This is a genomic window from Janthinobacterium sp. NKUCC06_STL, assembly GCF_019345455.1.
Lineage (GTDB): Bacteria > Pseudomonadota > Gammaproteobacteria > Burkholderiales > Burkholderiaceae_D > Janthinobacterium > Janthinobacterium rivuli.
The window spans coordinates 184,239-202,047 of the sequence record NZ_JAHKQY010000003.1 but is presented as its reverse complement, the minus strand read 5'-3'; the positions used below and the strand labels follow the sequence as shown (position 1 = coordinate 202,047).

18 protein-coding genes and 1 tRNA gene are annotated in these 17,809 nt (G+C 63.8%); 6 read left to right on the top strand and 13 right to left on the bottom strand.

Annotation, left to right across the window (positions count from 1 at the left end):
• Positions 1-91: 91 nt before the first annotated feature.
• The gene (locus KO539_RS13465; RefSeq protein WP_219310113.1) at positions 92-289 is read right to left on the bottom strand and encodes a cysteine-rich CWC family protein; all 198 of its coding nucleotides are present in this window, start codon (positions 287-289) and stop codon (positions 92-94) included.
• A 231-nt stretch (positions 290-520) separates the two neighbouring features.
• Between KO539_RS13465 and argB the strand changes: the two genes are divergently transcribed.
• Together argB and KO539_RS13455 are read left to right on the top strand one after the other, a co-directional pair.
• Entirely contained in the window at positions 521-1,414 is an 894-nt protein-coding gene (argB, locus tag KO539_RS13460; protein WP_010393729.1) for an acetylglutamate kinase, read from the top strand.
• Between the two features lie 65 nt (positions 1,415-1,479).
• A tRNA-Thr gene (locus tag KO539_RS13455) sits at positions 1,480-1,554 on the top strand.
• A gap of 251 nt (positions 1,555-1,805) precedes the next feature.
• On the opposite strand, the gene KO539_RS13450 is transcribed toward KO539_RS13455, so the two are convergent.
• Positions 1,806-2,675 (bottom strand): TraB/GumN family protein, encoded by an 870-nt coding sequence (locus tag KO539_RS13450; RefSeq protein ID WP_257626285.1) that lies wholly within the window; start codon positions 2,673-2,675, stop codon positions 1,806-1,808.
• 95 nt (positions 2,676-2,770) lie between these two features.
• Here KO539_RS13450 and KO539_RS13445 point away from each other — a divergent pair, with 95 nt between their 5' ends.
• From KO539_RS13445 to pabB, 3 genes are all read left to right on the top strand, one after another.
• On the top strand, positions 2,771-3,505 hold the full coding sequence (locus KO539_RS13445; RefSeq protein ID WP_035823526.1) for a pyrimidine 5'-nucleotidase: 735 nt from the start codon (positions 2,771-2,773) through the stop codon (positions 3,503-3,505).
• Between the two features lie 102 nt (positions 3,506-3,607).
• Positions 3,608-4,183, top strand: a complete 576-nt coding sequence (gene slmA, locus KO539_RS13440) for a nucleoid occlusion factor SlmA (protein WP_035823524.1) — start codon at positions 3,608-3,610, stop codon at positions 4,181-4,183.
• Positions 4,184-4,203: 20 nt separating this feature from the next.
• Positions 4,204-6,042 carry an aminodeoxychorismate synthase component I gene (gene pabB, locus KO539_RS13435; RefSeq protein WP_219310109.1) on the top strand — a complete coding sequence of 613 codons (1,839 nt, stop codon included), beginning with the start codon at positions 4,204-4,206 and terminating at the stop codon, positions 6,040-6,042.
• On the opposite strand, the gene KO539_RS13430 is transcribed toward pabB, so the two are convergent.
• Both KO539_RS13430 and KO539_RS13425 read right to left on the bottom strand, forming a co-directional pair.
• Complete coding sequence (locus KO539_RS13430) at positions 6,035-6,397, bottom strand: DUF1428 domain-containing protein (protein WP_046681873.1); 363 nt, start codon at positions 6,395-6,397, stop codon at positions 6,035-6,037. The genes pabB and KO539_RS13430 overlap by 8 nt on opposite strands.
• Before the next feature lie 115 nt (positions 6,398-6,512).
• Positions 6,513-7,106, bottom strand: coding sequence for a glutathione peroxidase (locus KO539_RS13425; protein WP_219310107.1), 594 nt, complete (start codon positions 7,104-7,106; stop codon positions 6,513-6,515).
• A gap of 181 nt (positions 7,107-7,287) precedes the next feature.
• Here KO539_RS13425 and KO539_RS13420 point away from each other — a divergent pair, with 181 nt between their 5' ends.
• The gene (locus KO539_RS13420; protein WP_219310105.1) at positions 7,288-8,421 is read left to right on the top strand and encodes a poly(3-hydroxybutyrate) depolymerase; all 1,134 of its coding nucleotides are present in this window, start codon (positions 7,288-7,290) and stop codon (positions 8,419-8,421) included.
• Positions 8,422-8,427: 6 nt separating this feature from the next.
• Here the strand turns inward: KO539_RS13420 and gabD are convergent, their stop codons facing one another.
• The 9 genes from gabD to KO539_RS13375 all read right to left on the bottom strand — a co-directional run bounded on the left by gabD (position 8,428) and on the right by KO539_RS13375 (position 17,670).
• Entirely contained in the window at positions 8,428-9,882 is a 1,455-nt protein-coding gene (gabD, locus tag KO539_RS13415; protein ID WP_219310103.1) for an NADP-dependent succinate-semialdehyde dehydrogenase, read from the bottom strand.
• A gap of 92 nt (positions 9,883-9,974) precedes the next feature.
• Positions 9,975-10,817 (bottom strand): PPK2 family polyphosphate kinase, encoded by an 843-nt coding sequence (locus tag KO539_RS13410; RefSeq protein ID WP_219310101.1) that lies wholly within the window; start codon positions 10,815-10,817, stop codon positions 9,975-9,977.
• The gene (locus KO539_RS13405; protein ID WP_219310099.1) at positions 10,814-11,236 is read right to left on the bottom strand and encodes a CoA-binding protein; all 423 of its coding nucleotides are present in this window, start codon (positions 11,234-11,236) and stop codon (positions 10,814-10,816) included. Before KO539_RS13405 ends, KO539_RS13410 begins: the two co-directional genes overlap by 4 nt.
• A 64-nt stretch (positions 11,237-11,300) precedes the next feature.
• Entirely contained in the window at positions 11,301-11,954 is a 654-nt protein-coding gene (locus tag KO539_RS13400) for a bifunctional 2-keto-4-hydroxyglutarate aldolase/2-keto-3-deoxy-6-phosphogluconate aldolase (RefSeq protein WP_219310098.1), read from the bottom strand.
• Between the two features lie 13 nt (positions 11,955-11,967).
• Complete coding sequence (locus KO539_RS13395) at positions 11,968-12,861, bottom strand: SMP-30/gluconolactonase/LRE family protein (RefSeq protein ID WP_219310096.1); 894 nt, start codon at positions 12,859-12,861, stop codon at positions 11,968-11,970.
• Positions 12,862-12,875: 14 nt separating this feature from the next.
• The gene (gene araD / locus KO539_RS13390) at positions 12,876-14,606 is read right to left on the bottom strand and encodes an L-arabinonate dehydratase (protein ID WP_219310094.1); all 1,731 of its coding nucleotides are present in this window, start codon (positions 14,604-14,606) and stop codon (positions 12,876-12,878) included.
• On the bottom strand, positions 14,603-15,616 hold the full coding sequence (locus tag KO539_RS13385; RefSeq protein ID WP_219310091.1) for a 2-dehydro-3-deoxygalactonokinase: 1,014 nt from the start codon (positions 15,614-15,616) through the stop codon (positions 14,603-14,605). The genes araD and KO539_RS13385 overlap by 4 nt, the downstream gene beginning before the upstream one ends.
• Positions 15,617-15,700: 84 nt before the next feature.
• The gene (locus KO539_RS13380; RefSeq protein ID WP_219310089.1) at positions 15,701-16,474 is read right to left on the bottom strand and encodes a hypothetical protein; all 774 of its coding nucleotides are present in this window, start codon (positions 16,472-16,474) and stop codon (positions 15,701-15,703) included.
• Complete coding sequence (locus KO539_RS13375) at positions 16,471-17,670, bottom strand: DNA-binding transcriptional regulator (protein WP_219310087.1); 1,200 nt, start codon at positions 17,668-17,670, stop codon at positions 16,471-16,473. Before KO539_RS13375 ends, KO539_RS13380 begins: the two co-directional genes overlap by 4 nt.
• Positions 17,671-17,809 lie beyond the last annotated feature (139 nt).

Genomic DNA, 17,809 nt, shown 5'->3' with positions numbered 1-17,809 from the left:
TTCCTATAAGAAATTCTTGAAAATCGAAGTCTGACCGTATTCCCCTACAAAATGCAAGGTCTTTTGCAAAGGAAAAAGCGTGCCGATGCGCTTATTTGGCCGGCGTTGCTGCCGGGCGCGTCAAGCTGGCGATATGGGCTTGCAGGCAGGCGGGGCACCAGCAGCTGATGGCGGCGCTGCCGGGCACGGGAACGGCCGGCGGCAGGGAGACGCACCAGCAGGGCTCCTTGACGTCCGGGTCAAGCTGGCCACACTGGAAAGTGGCACCGCACAGGCTGCACTGGCTCATGGCTGTGTGTGAATTGGCAAGTGTGTGTCATGCCGCGCCGGGATGGGACGCAGATGTAACTGGCAGTAAAAGGGCTGGCTGGGGAACATATCGGGCCAGACTATAGGATCATCAGGGAAAATACAACAAGATCGCCCTATAATGCCTCCAGGATTTTCTTCTTCCCTGTAAAATCGCACAAATCTATTTTCCGGACTCGCCATGAATCAACTAGCTAACTTGAACCTGGACATGAATGACGACTTGACGGCGGTGTCGCCGCAAATCAAGGCGCAGATTCTGGCCGAGGCCCTGCCATACATCCGCAATTTCCACGGCAAGACCATCGTCATCAAGTACGGTGGCAATGCCATGACGGACGAACGCCTGAAGCACGGCTTCGCGCGCGACGTCATCCTGCTCAAGCTGGTCGGCATGAACCCGGTCGTGGTGCACGGCGGCGGACCGCAGATCGACAACGCGCTGAAAAAAATCGGCAAGCAAGGCACTTTCGTGCAAGGCATGCGCATCACCGATGAAGAAACCATGGAAGTGGTGGAGTGGGTGCTGGGCGGCGAAGTGCAGCAGGATATCGTCATGCTGATCAACCATTACGGCGGCCAGGCTGTGGGCCTGACGGGCAAGGATGGCGGCTTGATCCGCGCGCGCAAGATGCAGATGCCGGACCGCGAACATCCGGGCGAATTCCTCGATATCGGTTTTGTGGGCGAGATCGACGCGATCAACCCGGCCGTCGTCAAGGCGCTGCAGGACGACGCCTTCATTCCCATCATCTCGCCGATCGGTTTCGGCCAGGATGGCCAGGCCTACAACATCAACGCCGATGTCGTGGCGGGCAAGATCGCGGAAATCCTGAAAGCGGAAAAGCTGATCATGATGACCAACATCGCTGGCGTCCAGGACAAGCAGGGCAACTTGGTGACCGACCTGTCGGCGCGCGAAATCGACGAGATGTTCGCCGATGGCACGATCTCGGGCGGCATGCTGCCGAAGATCTCGTCCGCGCTCGACGCCGCCAAGTCCGGCGTAAACACGGTGCACATCATCGACGGCCGTATCGAACACTCATTATTGCTGGAAGTGTTGACCGAGCAGGCTTTTGGTACTATGATCCGTTCGCACTAAAAAAATCGCAATGCATCACAGCGAGTAGTTTGGCGGCGCAGATCACCTGGCGCCGCTTTTAATTTGCCCTTGTAGCTCAGTGGTAGAGCACTCCCTTGGTAAGGGAGAGGCCACGTGTTCGATCCACGTCAAGGGCACCATCGACTTATCCCCGTATCTGAAAAATGTCCATGGCTGCGTTGCCTCGCCTCGCCGTACATGCGTACTGTCTTCGGCTCGGCGCCTTGCCCTGAACACTTTTCATCTACTCTGCCGTCATCTCCTCATAGTAAAAATGTCCATGGCGGCGTTGTCCTTCCTCGCCGTACATGCGTACTGTCTTCGTCAGTCCGCCTTGCCCTGAACACTCCCCATCTGCTCTGCTATCTGTAGCCCGCATTTACTCCGCGTTTCAATACACCCGTTCGACCTTCAAGCCCTTCTGACGCAACAACTCCGGCACGCTTTTCGTTCCGACCAGATGCAATACGCCGATGGCGGCCAGGCTGGACTTTTCACGCGCAAGCAAGTTGGCGATGCCGTCGGCCAGGGCCGGGTTGCGGCCATCTAACAACACCTTTTGCACGAACTGCGCGGCGAACGACGGGTCGGTTGCCGCCTTGGCGGCCAGCTTGTCGAAGGCGGCCGCGTCGGCGTTACGCCAGGCGTTGGCGATCTCGCGCGCTTCCTGGCTTTGTTCCTGCTCTTCGATCGACGCCACACCGTCTTCCAGGAAGCGGCATTGATCCAGCGGCGACATCGCGCCGAACAGCGCCATCTGGCCTTCCATCGATTCGAGTTCCAGCACGGGGATCTTGCGCGCCTTGGCCTGCTGCGACAGATAATTGTCGACGGCCAGGTCGGAGCGGTAGCCAAGCGTGGAAAATTCGCCGATGGCCAGCATGCTGGCCAGCATCCACGGCTTCATCGGCGCCACCGCTTCGGGCGCTATACCGTATTTTTGCAACAGCGGCGCCAGACGCGGCGCCAGCGTCTGACGGCAGTCAGGCGGTACTTTGCTGCCCGGCGCCTCCATGCCGTATTTCAGCACGGCGCTGATGGCCTTGCGCGGATCGGCGCCCGGATCGATCTCCAGCGCCAGCGCGCCAGCGCCTTCCAATGCCCGCGTCACGGTCGGCTCGAGCGGATAAAAATCGGGCGCGCCGACGTGGATGGTACCGAACAGATACAGGGTGTGGCTGGCGTCCTGCACCTTGAACAGGGCGCCGCGGTTTTGCGCCACGGGCGGCGCTTCGGCAAAGGCCGCCGGCAACGGCAGCAAGAATAATCCGCAAAACATCACTATAATCTGGCGTCGCATGGTTTTCCTGATTGTTGAATTTTTCATCCTGCTTATCCTCTTGCCTAAAGACTCCTGTGCCTGTGCCCCATCTTAACCGCTCGTCGCCGGTCTGGCTGTTTGACCTCGACAACACGCTGCACAATGCCTCGCACGCCATCTTCCCCACCATCACGGCCAATATGAACACGTATATTGCGCGCGTGCTGGGCGATGGCGTCACGCCGGCCGATGACGCCATCGTCAATGCGGCGCGCGCGGCCTACTGGCGCCGCTATGGCGCCACCTTGCTGGGCATGGTCAAGCATCACCAGGTGCAGGCCGCGCATTTTTTGCACGAGACGCACGCGTTCGACGATTTGCGCGCGATGATACGCGCCGAGCGGGGGCTGGGGGCTTTACTCAAACGCCTGCCTGGCCGTAAAATTTTACTCACCAACGCGCCGCTGCGCTATTCGAGCGACGTGATGCGCCACCTGGGCTTGCGCCAGCATTTTTCACACCACATCGCCATCGAAGCGATGCATGTGCACCGCCAGCTGCGGCCCAAGCCATCGACCCTGATGCTGCGCAAACTGATGCGCAAGCACCACATCCGCCCTGGCCGCTGCATCCTGGTGGAAGACACCCTGGCCAACCTGAAGGGTGCGAAAAAGCTGGGCCTGCGCACGGCCTGGGTCACGCAATACCTGAAAATGGCCGATCCGATCGGCGTAGCGAAGCTGCCCAAGGCGTTAAATCGCCCCGCTTACGTCGATGTCAAAGTAAAATCTGTCCGGCATTTGGCACGCCGCCTTCACCGTCTGCGTTGAAGGGGACTCCTGGGCTTACGGTTGACGCCGGAAGCCGCACCGCTAGCGGCGGTGACGGATATCCCCATCAAGGCAGCATTTTTTTTAACGACAAGAGAAAATATGGCAAGCACACCGCCGGGCCAACGCAGGCTACAAATTCTTCAGGCCCTCGCCGCAATGCTGGAGCAGCCGAAAGGCGAAAAGATCACCACCGCCGCACTGGCGGCCAGACTGACCGTGTCGGAAGCGGCCCTGTACCGCCATTTCGCCAGCAAGGCGCAAATGTTCGAAGGGCTGATCGAATTCATCGAGTCGAGCGTCTTCGGCCTGATCAACCAGATCGCGGAAAAACACAGCGACGGCATGACGCAGACGCGCGACATCATCGGCATGCTGCTCAATTTCGCCATCAGCAATCCGGGCATGACGCGCGTATTGATCGGCGATGCGCTGGTCAATGAAGACGAGCGCCTGCAAGTGCGCATGAACCAGTTCTACGACCGCGTGGAACTGGCGCTCAAGCAGGCCTTGCGCGTGGCCGCCGCCGAAGGCCATGGCAAGGAAAGCGAAGTGGCGGCGCGCGCCACCCTGATCGTCGGCTTCGTCATCGGACGCTGGCACCGCTACGCCAAGAGCGGCTTCAAGATCAATCCCTCCCAGGAAGCGGCGCTGCAAATCGCCATGCTGCTGGGGTAAGTCACCGCCGCGGCTGTCCCATGCACACCGACTGTTTCGCCCTGCTCGACGACGCCAGCACCCCGGGCGCCGGTTCGCGCCTGTACACGGGCCTGGCGGCAGTCTTGCAGTGCACCGAGGGGCAACGGTGGCCGGACCTGCTCGCAGGGCTGCAAGAGGCTTTACAACGCGGCCAGTACGCCGTCAGCGTGTGCAGCTACGAGCTGGGCGCGCATTTGCTGGCCATGCCGCCGCGCGCGGCAGGCATCAACGCGCCGCCGCTGGCGCAAGTGCTCGTCTTTGACCATTGCACGCAGCTGTCGCAGGACGAGGTGGCGCAGTGGCTGGACGCGCGCGTCAGCGCGGACGCCGCGCCGGCCGGCGTGGCCGATATCCGCGCGAACGTGGATCAAGCCGAATTTACGCGCGCGCTGCACCGCATCCACGACTACATCGTGGCCGGCGACACCTATCAGGTCAACTACACGTATCGCCTGCGCTTCGACGCCTTCGGCTCGCCCCTGGCCCTGTATGCGCGGCTGCGTGCGCGCCAGCCCGTGCCCTACGGCGCGCTGGTGATGCTGCCCGATGGCGGCGCCCTGCTGTCGCTGTCGCCGGAGCTGTTCGTGCGCCATGCGCAGGGCGAGTTGATGGCGCGCCCCATGAAAGGCACGGCGCCGGCCGCCCCAGCCGAACAGGTGGCAGAAAACGCACGCCGCGCCAGCGCCCTGGCCAGCGATCCGAAGAACCGCGCGGAAAACCTGATGATCGTCGACCTGCTGCGCAACGACATCGGCCGCATCGCCGTCACGGGTTCCGTCAAGGTGCCGGCCCTGTTCGAGGTGACGCGCTACAGCAGCGTGCTGCAAATGACCTCCACCGTGCAGGCGCGCCTGCGCGCCGACGCCAGCCTGGCCGACATCTTCCAGGCCTTGTATCCATGCGGCTCGATCACGGGCGCGCCAAAACGCCGCACCATGGAAATCATCGCCGAACTCGAACCTGCCGCGCGCGGCATCTACACGGGCGCCATCGGCTGGTTCGATCCGCCAGCCGCCAGCGCCGCGCACGCCGTGGGCGACTTCTGCCTGTCCGTGCCGATCCGTACTCTGGCCTTGCAGCCGGCGAGCCCTGACGGCATCCGGCGCGGCGAGATGGGCGTGGGCGCCGGTATCGTCCTCGACAGCGACCCGCACGAGGAATTTGCGGAATGCCAGCTCAAGGCCCGCTTCCTCACCGGCCTCACGAACGACTTCGAACTGTTCGAGACCCTGCATGCCAGCCGCAACGATGGCTGCCGCCAGCAGGAGCGCCACCTGGCGCGCCTGGCCGCCTCCTGCGCCTATTTTAATTTTGCCTGGGATGCAAACGCTGCCCGCTCCGCGCTGCACGCGGCCTGCGCGGCGCGGACCGACGATATCCCTTTTCGCCTGCGCCTGGCGCTGCGCCAGGATGGCCGGTTTACGACGCAAAGCGGCACCCTCAACGCCTTGCCGGAGACAGTCAACATCCTGCTGGCGCCCGACACAACGACTGCCTGCGACCTCTTCCTGCGCCACAAGAGCAGCGTGCGCGCGCGCTACGACTCTGCCTGGCGCGCGGCCGAAGCGCAAGGCGGCTTCGACATGCTGTTCTTTAACGAGCGGGGCGAGCTGACGGAGGGCGGGCGCAGCAATGTCTTCGTGAAACTGGACGGCCGCTGGCACACGCCCCCCCTGTCCTGCGGCCTGCTGCCCGGCGTGCAGCGCGCGGCCATGCTGGCCGATCCCGCCTGGGATGCGCAGGAAACCGTCATCACGCGCGCCATGCTGGCACGGGCCGAAGCGATCGTCGTGTGCAATGCGCTGCGCGGGGCGGTTCCCGCAAAGCTGGTTATTTGATATCTACCTGCATCTCGTAACCACCGTAGATCATCCGCTTGCCATCGAACGGCAGCTTGGCCGGGTCCATCATCTCGGCCAGGCGCGGGTCTTTCATGACCTTGTCGTTGATTTCATCGCGCTTGGCGCGCGACTCATACACGATCCAGGAAAACACCACCACTTCGCCATCCTGCAAATCCACCGCCTGCGGGAACGAGGTCAGCTTGCCCGGCTTGACATCGTCGCCCACGCATTCGCGAAATTCCAGCGCGCCGTACTCTCGCCAGACGGCGCCGCAACTGCGCGACATGGCCAGGTAGGCATCGAGCTTGGCTTTCGGTACGGGCACCACAAATCCATCGACATACGCCATGATGTTCTCCTTTGTTGTGACAAACGTGAACAACCAGCTTAGGACAATGATGGCAAGACGACAAGCGCGGCATTAAAAAAAAGCAGGCGATCAAGCCTGCTTGTGTGTTGGCAACTTACAGCGCCAGCGCTTTTTCCACCGCGCCAACGAGTTTCTTGTCGTCCGGCGTCACCTTGCTGGGGAAGCTTTCCACCACTTTACCGTGGCGGTCGATCAGGTATTTGTGGAAATTCCAGGCCGGGGTCTTGCCCGTCTGCTTGATCAGGTCCACGTACAGCGGGTTCGGCGCAGGGCCGGAGACGACGGACTTCGAAAACATGGGGAACTTCACGCCATAGGTGTTGTAGCAGAAATCGGCGATTTCCTTGCTGTTACCGGGCTCCTGCTTGCCGAAATCGTTCGACGGGAAACCCAGCACCACCAGGCCCTTGCTGCCGTACTTGGCGTACAGCGCTTCCAGCCCTTCATATTGATTGGTAAAACCGCAATAACTGGCCGTATTGACCACCAGCACGACCTTGCCCGCGTACTGGCACAGGTTTTGCGGCGCTTCATCCTGCAGGCGGTTGAAGGTCTGTTTCAGAATGGCCGGGCAGGCCGCTGTCGCGGCGGCAGCTGGCGCGGTGTCGGCGGCATGGGCCGGCATGGCCAGGCCGGCGCCGGCGGCAAGGGTGGTGAGCACAAACAGCTGGGCAAGGGTCTTGGACATGAAGGGCACCATGGTTGAACGGAAAAAAACCATTCTATGTCAAACGCCGCGCGTGCGTACAAGACGGACAACAACGACAATTGCTTGAGCGACATCAACGACCGTGCAGTACTTGCCCAGCGCACAGTTTTTTTACCTATGCTCGGCCTTCCTGTCCCTTTCCTTGCCTTCTGGAGTCGCCATGCCCTTCCCGCACCTGACCACACTAACCACCGCCGTGCTGGCCGCCAGCCTGCTCATCCTGGCGCCAGCAAGCGCGCACGCCGCCACGGCAGTCAAAGCCGTCAAAGCCGTCAAGCCCGCCGCGACCAAGGACGCGCCCGCCCTGCCCGGCTACCAGGCTGACCTGAGCCAGACCACGGTGTCCGGTCTGTCCTCGGGCGGTTTCATGGCGGCGCAGTTTGCCGTCGCCTACTCGGCCACGGTGGCCGGCGCCGGCATCATCGCGGGCGGTCCGTATTTCTGTTCGGGCCAGCCGGGCCGCTTCCCCTACATCCCCTACCTGACGAATGCGCTGACCACCTGCATGAATCCGGGCAGCACGCAGGTGGCGCCGCCCGTCGCCAGCGAATTGCTGCGCGCGGCGAACGATTTTGCGCGCGCAAATCTCATCGACGACACGGCCAACCTGAAGCGCCAGCGCGTGTATCTGTTTAGCGGAACGAAAGACCAGACCGTGACGCGGCCGGTGGTGGAACAGGTGGGGAAATTCTATCAACTGGCGGGCACGCCGGCGGCGCAGATCCGCTTCGTCGACACGCTAGGCGCGGGTCACGCCATTCTGACCGACAGCAACACCGACAAGCCTTGCGCCGTGACGGAATCGCCCTTCATCAACGATTGCGACTACGTGCAGGCGCGCGACATCCTGCAGCACCTGTACCAGAACCTGCAACCGTCGGCGACCACCCTGACGGGCAAGCTGATCGCCTTCAATCAGCGCAGCTTCATTCAGAACGCGTACTCGAGCATGAACAATACGGGCTACGCCTACATCCCGAAAGCCTGCGACAACGAGAGCTGCCGCGTGCACGTGGTGTTCCACGGCTGCCTGCAAACGACGCAGGCGATCGGCGACCGTTTCTATACGAGCACCGGCTACAACCAGGTGGCGGACGCCAACAAGATCATCGTGCTGTATCCGCAAGCCGAACCGAGCCCCGTCTACCCGTACAACCCGAAAGGCTGCTGGGATTTCTGGGGCTACACCAGCATCAATCCGATCGACCCGGATTTCTACCGCAAGAGCGGCACGCAGATGGAAGCGGTCAAGGGCATGCTGGACCGGTTGGCTGCGCGCCGCGGCTCACGTTAAGCGGCCTTAGATACCGCCCATGCAGATGTATTTGATGACCAGGTAATCTTCGATACCGTAGGTCGACCCTTCACGGCCCAGGCCCGATTGCTTGACGCCGCCGAAGGGGGCGATCTCGTTCGAGATCAGGCCCGTGTTGACGCCGACCATGCCCGTTTCCAGGCCTTCGGCCACACGCCAGATGCGGCCGATGTCGCGCGAATAGAAGTAGGCGGCCAGGCCGAATTCCGTGTTGTTGGCCAGGGCGATCACTTCGTCGTCCGTCTTGAAACGGAACAGCGGTGCCAGCGGGCCGAAGGTTTCTTCGGTGGCCACGCGCATGTCGTTCGTCACGTCGGCGATGATGGTCGGCTCGAAGAAGCCATTGCCCAGCGCATGGCGCTTGCCGCCGGCCAGCAGACGCCCGCCCTTGGCCAATGCATCGGCCACGTGCTCTTCCACCTTGGCGACGGCCTTGGCATCGATCAGCGGGCCTTGCGTGACGCCCGCTTCGATGCCATTGCCCACTTTCAGCTTGGCCACTGCCGCCACCAGCTTTTCGGCAAACGCGTCATACACGCTGTCCTGCACGTACAGACGGTTGGCGCACACGCACGTCTGGCCCGCATTGCGGTATTTCGAGGCGATGGCGCCTTCCACTGCCGCGTCCAGGTCGGCGTCGTCGAAGACGATGAACGGCGCATTGCCGCCCAGTTCCAGCGACAGTTTCTTGATCGTCGGCGCGCACTGCTCCGCCAGCAAGCGGCCCACCTGGGTCGAGCCCGTAAACGTCAGCTTGCGCACGATGGGGTTCGACGTCATTTCACCGCCGATGTCTTTCGGCGCGCCCGTGACGATGCTGAACACGCCGGCAGGCACGCCCGCGCGCTCGGCCAGCACGGCCAGCGCCAGCGCGGAAAACGGCGTTGCTTCCGCCGGTTTCAAGACCATCGGGCAGCCGGCGGCCAGGGCCGGACCGACCTTGCGCGTGATCATGGCGGCCGGAAAATTCCACGGCGTGATGGCGGCGCACACGCCGATCGGCTCTTTGGTGACGACGAGGCGGCGGTCCGGCCATGGCGATTGCAGGGTGTCGCCCGCGACGCGCTTGCCTTCTTCCGCAAACCACTCGATGAACGAGGCGCCGAACTGCACTTCGCCCTTCGCTTCCGGCAGCGGCTTGCCCTGCTCGGTGGTCATGATCAGCGCCAGGTCATCGGCGTTTTCCAGGATCAGGTCATGCCAGCGGCGCAACACGGCGGCGCGTTCCTTGGCCGTCTTCTTGCGCCAGGCGGGCCAGGCGGCATTGGCCGCTTCGATGGCGCGGCGCGTCTCGGCGGCGCCCATCAAGGGCACCGTGCCGATATGCTCGCCGGTGGCGGGATTGTTCACATTGATCGTCTGGCCACCATCGGCGTCCATCCAGGCTCCATTCACGTAAGCCTGGTGACGCAACAAGGTAGGATCTTTCAACTGCAGCATATGGATCTCCGGTCTGGTTTGAATTATCGACGAGGGATACTATGCCACAGCGCGGCCGATTCCGCAGGCGCGGCGCTGAATTACCCTGACCTTTACTCGACCTTGAAAGACGACAGTTTCGGGTCCGGCGCCGGGTATTCCAGCTTCATGCCCTGCAGGGTTTCCAGCAGCAGGGACGCGACCACCAGGTTGCGCTGCGTCTTGGAGTTCGATGGCACCACGTACCATGGCGCGTGGTCGGCATCGGTCTCGCGGATCGCCGTTTCATAGGCGCGCTGGTAGCCATCCCACTTCTTGCGCTGGGCGATATCGTTGGGGTCGAACTTCCACTGGCGGTCGGGATCGTCGAGCCGCTCCTGCAGCCGTCCTCTTTGTTCATCCTTCGAGATGTGCAGGAAGATTTTCAGGATGACGGTGCCCGTCTCGCTCAGCATGCGCTCGAAATCGCGGATCTGCGCGTAGCGGCGCTGGCATTCGGCCTTGTCGATCATGTCCTGCACGCGCGTGATCAGCACATCTTCGTAATGGCTGCGGTTGAAGATGGCGATCTCGCCCTTCACGGGCACGTGCTGGTGCACTCTCCACAGGTAATCGTGCGCCAGTTCGATATCGGTCGGGCCCTTGAACGCCACGGCGCGAATGCCCATCGGATTGATGTTGCTGAAGATGGCTTTGACCGTGCCATCCTTGCCCGACGTATCCATGCCCTGCAAGACCAGCAGCACCTTCTTTTTGTGCTGCGCGTACAGCATGCTCTGGCACTCGGCGATCTGCGCCGTCAGGGCCACGGTTTCCTCGCGGTCCAGGGCCTTGCACTGGGCCGGCGTCAGCTTCTTGTTGGCCGCCTTGGTGGCGGCGCCCAGCAGGCGCTTGCCGGCGAAATCCTCGCTCAGGTCAAACCCCTTGCCGGCGCGAAATTGCGTGCGCGCCTTCATGCCGCCACCGCCAGCTTGCGGTGCTCGATTTTTGTGCAGTGATCCATCACCACGTCCAGGCCCGCCGCCCGCGCCAGCTGCGCCGCCTGCTCGTTGACGATGTCGAGCTGCAGCCACAGGCAGCCAGCCTTGACGGCGATGGCTTCCCCGGCGATGGGCAGGATATCTTCCGACTTGCGGAAGCAATCGACGATGTCGATGCGCGCCGGTGCCACGGCAGCGGCAGCCTGCGTCAAGGTGGCGTAGGCGCGCTGGCCCAGCACCTCGCGCCCGGCGAGGGCCGGATTGACGGGCAGCACGCGGTAGCCATGGCGCAGCAGGTAGTCGGCCACTTCATGGCTGGCGCGTTCGGGCTTGTCGGACATGCCGACGATGGCGATGATGCGGCTGTCTTGCAGGATGCGGGCGATGTTGGACATATTCTGGTCTATGAGGCGTGCGACATTGCCCGCCTAGCGTAGCAGATTCCCGTCCCGGCGGGAGCTAGCCAGAAGACTTAGCCTTGCGCACGGCCGCCATCTTCGCCACGAAAGCCTGCGCGCGCGCCGTCACGGCCGCGTAGTCGCCCGTCGCGCCAGGGCCACTGAGGCTGCTGCCGATGCCCACGGCCACGGCGCCGCTGGCAAACCATTCATGCAGATTCTCCACCGTCACGCCGCCCGTCGGCATCAATGGCGCTTGCGGCAAGGGCGCGCGCAGGGCCTTGATGTAGGCGGGGCCGAACATCTCGGCGGGGAAGACCTTGACGATGTCGGCGCCCGCCTGCAGGGCCGTGACGATTTCCGTCGGCGTCATCGCGCCCGGCATGGACAGCACCTGGTAGCGCTGGCACAGCGCGATCGTTTCCACGTTAACGCTGGGCGAAATGATGAACTGGGCGCCAGCCAGGATGGCGGCGCGCGCCGTCTCCGTATCGAGCACCGTGCCCGCGCCCAGCAGCACGTCATGGCCATGGCGTTCGCGCAGGGTGCGCAGCACGCCCAGGGTATCGGGCGTGGTGAACGCCACTTCCAGCGCCGTGATGCCGCCGGCGATGCACGCCTCGGCGATCTGCACGGCCGCCTGCGCCGAATCGGCGCGCACGATGCCGACCATGCCCCGTTCGAGGATGCCATTGAAAACCGTGTTTTTTTGCATATGCTCTCTCCTGTCAGGCCGGCAGGGCGCCAAAGCGCACTTCCGGCAAACCGCGCACGCCCACCTGGCGCGCGTGGAACAATCCGCCAGCCAGCGGTTCGCCCGCCAGCTGTGCCGGGGTCAAGTTCTCCTGCGCCGTCGTGACGAACAATTCGTCGTAGTGCGGGCCGCCCAGGCTCACGCAGCTGGGCTGCGAGACGGGCAGGCTGACCTTGCGCTCGACGCTGCCGTCCGGCGCGAAGCGCAAGACCCTGCCGGCGCCCCACTGCGCGCTCCACAGGTAGTCATCCGCATCGATGGTGGCGCCATCGGCGGCGCCCGGTCCCGGATCGAGCACGGCAAACACGCGCACCCGGCTGACGTCGCCGCCCAGGTAATCGTCCCAGCGGTAGATCGCCTTTTTCATCGAATCGCAGAAGTACATGGCCGTGCCGTCGACGCTGAAGCAGATGCTGTTCGAGATGGCGATCTGCGGCAGCGGCAATCGCTCCAGAGTCAAGTCCAGGTTGAGGCGGTAAAAACTGCCGATGGCATCGCGGCACGGGCGCTCATCGAGCGTGCCGAAGACAAAACGTCCCTGGCGGTCGCAGCGGCCATCGTTCAGGCGCGTCATGGGCAAGTCGCCCTCCACCGTGTGCAAGCGCGTGACGGCCCCGCTAAGCGCGTCAAACCATGCCAGTCCGGAGGCCAGACCCAGCAATAGCACCTCGTCGCTGTCCGTCAGCGCGAAGCACGCCAGACGCTCGGGCATGGCCCAGCTCTGGCGCTCGCCCGTGGCCAGCACCAGCGCATGCAGCTGGCAGCCTTCGATATTCGTCCAGAAAACGCGGCCGCTGCGTTCGCACCAGCGCACGCCCTCGCCGAGAAAATTTTGTGCATCGACCAGTAATTGGGCTTGTGTTCCCATGTCCATACCTTCTTTCAATGTGATTCCCTCGGAACCGCCGAACCCCTGCAGCCAACGAGAAAATCGAGGTCCGCGCCTTCGTCGGCCTGCGTCACGTGCTTGATGTACATGGACTGGTAGCCGCCCTTCATGGCCGGCTCGGGAGCGCGCCACTCTTCGCGCCGGCGCGCCAGCTCCGCCTCGTCGACGTCCAGGTGCAAGCGGCGGCCCGCCACGTCCAGTTCAATCATGTCGCCATCGCGCACCAGCGCCAGCGGCCCGCCCACGGCCGCTTCCGGCGCCACGTGCAGCACCACCGTGCCGTAAGCCGTGCCGCTCATGCGCGCGTCCGAGATGCGCACCATGTCGCGCACGCCCTGCTCCAGCAGTTTTTTCGGCAAGCCCATATTGCCCACTTCCGCCATGCCCGGATAGCCCTGCGGGCCGCAGTTTTGCAACACCATCACGCAGCTGGCGTCGATATCGAGCGCGGGATCGTCGACGCGCTTTTTATAATGCTCGATGCTGTTGAAGACGACGGCGCGGCCACGGTGCTGCATCAGCTCGGGCGAGGCGGCGGAAGGCTTGATGACGGCGCCGCGCGGGGCCAGGTTGCCATGCAGGACGGCGATGCCGCCCTCGTCCTTGAATGGCTGCGCCAGCGGCGTGATCACCTCGGGATTGAAATTTTCCGCTTCGGCCACGTTGACGGCCATGGTCGCGCCCGTGACGGTGAGCGCCTCGCCGTGCAATTTGCCCAGCAGGTCGCGGATGATCACGGGCAAGCCGCCCGCATAGTAAAAATCTTCCATCAGGTACTGGCCCGACGGCATCAGGTTCAGCAGGCAGGGAATGTCGCGGCCCAGGCGGTCCCAGTCGCCCAGGCGCATGTCCACGCCGATGCGCCCGGCAATGGCCAGCAGGTGGATCACGGCATTGGTCGAGCCGCCGATGGCGCCGTTGACCATGATGGCGTTTTCAAACGCGTCGCGCGTGAGGATCTGCGACAGTTTCAGGTCTTCATGCACCATGTCGACGATGCGCCGGCCCGTCAGCTGCGCCTGCAGCTTGCGGCGCGCATCGACGGCGGGAATGGCCGCGTTGCCGGGCAAGGTCACGCCCAGCGCTTCGACCATGCTGGCCATGGTCGAAGCCGTCCCCATGGTCATGCAGTGGCCGGCGGAGCGCGACATGCACGATTCGGCCTGCTTGAATTCGGCGGACGTCATGCGCCCGGCCCGCACGTCTTCGGAAAATTTCCATACGTCCGTGCCCGAACCGATCGGTTTGCCCCGGTAATTCCCGTTCAGCATGGGGCCGCCCGACAGCACGATGGTGGGCAAGTCCACGCTGGCCGCGCCCATCAGCAGGGCCGGGGTGGTCTTGTCACAGCCCGTCAGCAGCACCACGCCGTCGATCGGGTTGGCGCGGATCGATTCCTCGACATCCATGCTGGCCAGGTTACGGAACAGCATGGCCGTCGGGCGCAGATTCGTCTCGCCCAGCGACATGACGGGAAACTCGACGGGGAAACCGCCCGCTTCGAGCACGCCGCGCTTGACCATCTCGGCCAGGTCGCGGAAATGGCCATTGCAGGGCGTCAGCTCGGACCAGGTATTGCAGATGCCGATGACGGGACGGCCATCGAAGGCGTCACTGGGATAACCCTGGTTCTTCATCCAGCTGCGGTGAATAAAACTGTCCTTGTCGTCGCCGCCAAACCACGATTGCGAACGCAAGGGACGCTTGTTCTTGTTGCTGCTCATACTGTCTCCTGCGGGGAAATCAAGCCGCGCGCGGCGGCGATCAGCAGCGCACCGTGACCGGCCAGATGGTCTTGCTGCTGGTCGTCGACGATGATGCGCTTGCCATAAAAAAATCCGTGTTCTTCGATCAGCAAGCCGAGCGCCTGGCGCAGCATGGGCTTGCCGGTTATGACGAGCGGGCTATCGGGCCGCATCTGGATGGCGGTGCTGTTGCGTAGCGCCAGCAGGTCGCCGCTGAGGACGGCGCCCATCAGGAAATTGGCCCGCTCATTGCATTCGATGGCGCTGAACTGGCCCAGGGTGCGCACGCTGAAGCAGGCGCGCGCCAGCCCCGTTTTTTGCGCCGCGGCCGCGCCGGCCAGCAGCATTTTCGGCACCAGGGTCTGCGCAAAACCGCCATCGACCGATTGCTTGATCAAGGTGTGCTGCGTGATCGCCTGCAGCAGCTCGCCCGCAATGGTGGTGCTGCAGCCGAGGATGCGGCGCTGTTCGTCAACACTGATCAGCTTGGTATGCGAGCCGGGCATGATCAGGGTCGCCGCGCCCCGCAACTGCAGCCGCTCGAGCAGCGCGACGACTTCCGTCTCTTCGCCGCGCATCATGTCCATCGCTTCGACGTTATGCAGGCCGACGGCGCCATGCTGGTTGCGCACGCCGGGAATCAGCCACAGGGGCTGCGCCAGCACGTCGGGCAAGTCCACCGCCTGCATGCCTTGCGCCAGCTGGGCCAGGCCGGCAGGCGCCGGCAAATGCGGCACTTCCCGCACGCCCATGGGCGAAGTGATCATGCCCGAGGCCACTGCCAGGTCCACCTCGGACGGCGCGATGCCGGCGCTGGCCAGCACGCTGGCGATGGTGTCGCGCAGCGCCTGTTTCAGCGCGCCGTTATGGCCATCGATGGCGGTATTGCGCACGCCCGTTTCCAGCTGCGCCTGCGCGACGACGGCGCCTGCGCGCCACAGCAAGGTACGCGTATTGGTGGTGCCGGCATCGATGGTGAGTATGTTCATGGGCAGGTTCGCAGCGTCGGTCAGGACAAAAATGAATGAGGGAAAAACTACCTCATGGTAGAACTGCCCCGCATATCTGACCAATCACTTATTTGACATCATTGATACCGGTTCAGATATGTCAAATGCATCGATATCCTGCACGCCCAAACGGTAGGCGAGCTTGAAGCGCATCACCTGTCCCGGCTGCAATTGCACGCCCTGCGCCAGCAGGGAAAAACAGCGCGCATCGGAATACAAATGGCAACTGTCCTGGGTACTGGAAAAACGCAAGACCCGGCCGGAAGCGGGGTCGGCCACCCGCGCCGCCTCGCGCAGCTGGCCGCTGCCCGTCCAGTAAAAGTCATGCCGGAATCCCGGTAAATGCACGAGCGCGGGCCAGGCCAGGCGTGTAGCGAGCGGCGCCGGCTGGCGGAAGTCGAAGGCGCTGCCCGCCACATCGAGCGGCGAGCCGTCCGTGCTACCGCCAGGCCAAGGCCGGTAACGGTCGGCGGCCAGGCGCAGCACATGGTCGCCCACGGCGGCGCGGCCGCCCTGCAGATTGAACAGGGGCGCGGCGAGCGCAAAACGGGAAAGCGTATCGGCCGTGGCGACGCAGTCGAGGTGCAGGCTGCCATCGTCGTCGAGCCGGTAGGCCAGGCGCACCGACAGGCCGTCGTGCGCCAGGTGCATCAAAAGGTGGCCGTCGTCCGGCGGCGCGCACCGCCAGCCCGTGGATGCAGGCGCCGCAGGGGGCGCGGCGCCCAGCACATCGGCCAGGCGGCCATAGCGGTCCGGCGCCCACCAGGACCGCACGCTGGCATCGTGCGCATCGATGGCCACGCGCATGCCGCGCGCGTTGTGCAGCAGATGCATCATGGCGCCTGCCCGGGGGCTGGCGGCGGCCGGCTGCGCTGCTGGAATTCGCGCGGCGTGCAACCGAGTTCGCGCTTGAAGACGGCATGCATGTACTGCACCGTGGTAAAGCCGCAACGCACGGCCACCTCGGCCACTTGCCCCGGCCCGCGCGCCAGCAGGGTCTTGGCCGCATCGAGCTTGAAATGCAGGATTTCATCGTGCACGCTGCGCCCCAGCTCGTGGCGGAAGTGCGCTTCGAGCGAAGAGCGCGACACGCCCACGTAATCGGCCACCTGCTCCGTCTTGATGCCCTGGCAGGCGTACTGGCGAATAAAATGGCGCGCCTGCATCACCTGCGGATGCTGGAAAGGCTGGTGGCGCGTGGACGCGAGCACGTTCAGGCCGGCCGGCGGCACGAGGATGCGCGTGCCGGACAGGCGCGCGCCATTCAACATCTGGTGCAGCAAATGCGCGGCCGTGCGGCCCATTTCCTCGGTGCCCTGGATCACGGAACTCAAGGGAATGCGCGTGAGCATGCGCGCCAGCGGGTCGTTGTCGATACCGATCAGGGCGACTTGCTCCGGCACGGCGATCCCCGCGTGCATGCACGCTTGCAGCAGCTGGCGCGCACGCGCGTCGCTGACGGCGATGATGCCGACGGGTTTTTCCAGGCTGTTGAGCCAGGCGATCTGCTGCTCCACCGCCTCGTCCCACGAAGGCGCGCTGGTGGCGACGCCCCGGTACACGTCGGCGCGCATGTGGTCGCGCTCCATCAGGGTACAAAACGCCGTTTCGCGCTCCTGCGCCCAGCGGTTGACGTCGGCCTCGGGCAGGCTGAAACACGCGAAACGCGTCAGGCCCGCTTCCACCAGGTGTTCATAGGCCAGCTTGACGATCTTGAAATTGTCGGTCGCCACGTACGGGATGCCGGCCGGGTAATCCTCGGCGCGCGCATACGAGCCGCCCACGGCCACCACGGGCAGGCGGCTGTGCGCCAGCGCTTCGCAGACGGCGGGATCGTCGAAATCGGCGATGATGCCGTCGCCCTGCCAGCGCTCGATGCCTGGCAGGCGGCAGCGAAAATCCTCTTCCAGGAACAGGTCCCACGACACGCGCGTGGTGTTCAGGTAGGCGGCGATGCCCGCGATGATGTCGCGGTCATAGATCTTATTCCCGTTAAACAGCAGCGCGATCCGGTGCGCGGTCGGCAATTTCATGCTGGTGTCTCCTCCATGTGGCAGCCAGGCCTTTCGGGGCCTCGAAAAACCGTAGCGAGCGGTCCAATATCGCCTTGAGTAGCGCAAGCGTACGGAGGTACGCTGAGCAACGCAGAGGCGATAGTGGGACGCGCAGTAG

What these genes read in the sequence shown, in the direction of transcription:
- KO539_RS13465 (WP_219310113.1), bottom strand. Translation starts at nt 289, where the DNA reads ATGAGCCAGTGCAGCCTGTGCGGTGCCACTTTCCAGTGTGGCCAGCTT.
- argB (WP_010393729.1), top strand. Translation starts at nt 521, where the DNA reads ATGAATGACGACTTGACGGCGGTGTCGCCGCAAATCAAGGCGCAGATT.
- slmA (WP_035823524.1), top strand. Translation starts at nt 3,608, where the DNA reads ATGGCAAGCACACCGCCGGGCCAACGCAGGCTACAAATTCTTCAGGCC.
- pabB (WP_219310109.1), top strand. Translation starts at nt 4,204, where the DNA reads ATGCACACCGACTGTTTCGCCCTGCTCGACGACGCCAGCACCCCGGGC.
- KO539_RS13430 (WP_046681873.1), bottom strand. Translation starts at nt 6,397, where the DNA reads ATGGCGTATGTCGATGGATTTGTGGTGCCCGTACCGAAAGCCAAGCTC.
- KO539_RS13425 (WP_219310107.1), bottom strand. Translation starts at nt 7,106, where the DNA reads ATGTCCAAGACCCTTGCCCAGCTGTTTGTGCTCACCACCCTTGCCGCC.
- KO539_RS13420 (WP_219310105.1), top strand. Translation starts at nt 7,288, where the DNA reads ATGCCCTTCCCGCACCTGACCACACTAACCACCGCCGTGCTGGCCGCC.
- gabD (WP_219310103.1), bottom strand. Translation starts at nt 9,882, where the DNA reads ATGCTGCAGTTGAAAGATCCTACCTTGTTGCGTCACCAGGCTTACGTG.
- KO539_RS13410 (WP_219310101.1), bottom strand. Translation starts at nt 10,817, where the DNA reads ATGAAGGCGCGCACGCAATTTCGCGCCGGCAAGGGGTTTGACCTGAGC.
- KO539_RS13405 (WP_219310099.1), bottom strand. Translation starts at nt 11,236, where the DNA reads ATGTCCAACATCGCCCGCATCCTGCAAGACAGCCGCATCATCGCCATC.
- KO539_RS13400 (WP_219310098.1), bottom strand. Translation starts at nt 11,954, where the DNA reads ATGCAAAAAAACACGGTTTTCAATGGCATCCTCGAACGGGGCATGGTC.
- KO539_RS13395 (WP_219310096.1), bottom strand. Translation starts at nt 12,861, where the DNA reads ATGGGAACACAAGCCCAATTACTGGTCGATGCACAAAATTTTCTCGGC.
- araD (WP_219310094.1), bottom strand. Translation starts at nt 14,606, where the DNA reads ATGAGCAGCAACAAGAACAAGCGTCCCTTGCGTTCGCAATCGTGGTTT.
- KO539_RS13385 (WP_219310091.1), bottom strand. Translation starts at nt 15,616, where the DNA reads ATGAACATACTCACCATCGATGCCGGCACCACCAATACGCGTACCTTG.
- KO539_RS13380 (WP_219310089.1), bottom strand. Translation starts at nt 16,474, where the DNA reads ATGATGCATCTGCTGCACAACGCGCGCGGCATGCGCGTGGCCATCGAT.
- KO539_RS13375 (WP_219310087.1), bottom strand. Translation starts at nt 17,670, where the DNA reads ATGAAATTGCCGACCGCGCACCGGATCGCGCTGCTGTTTAACGGGAAT.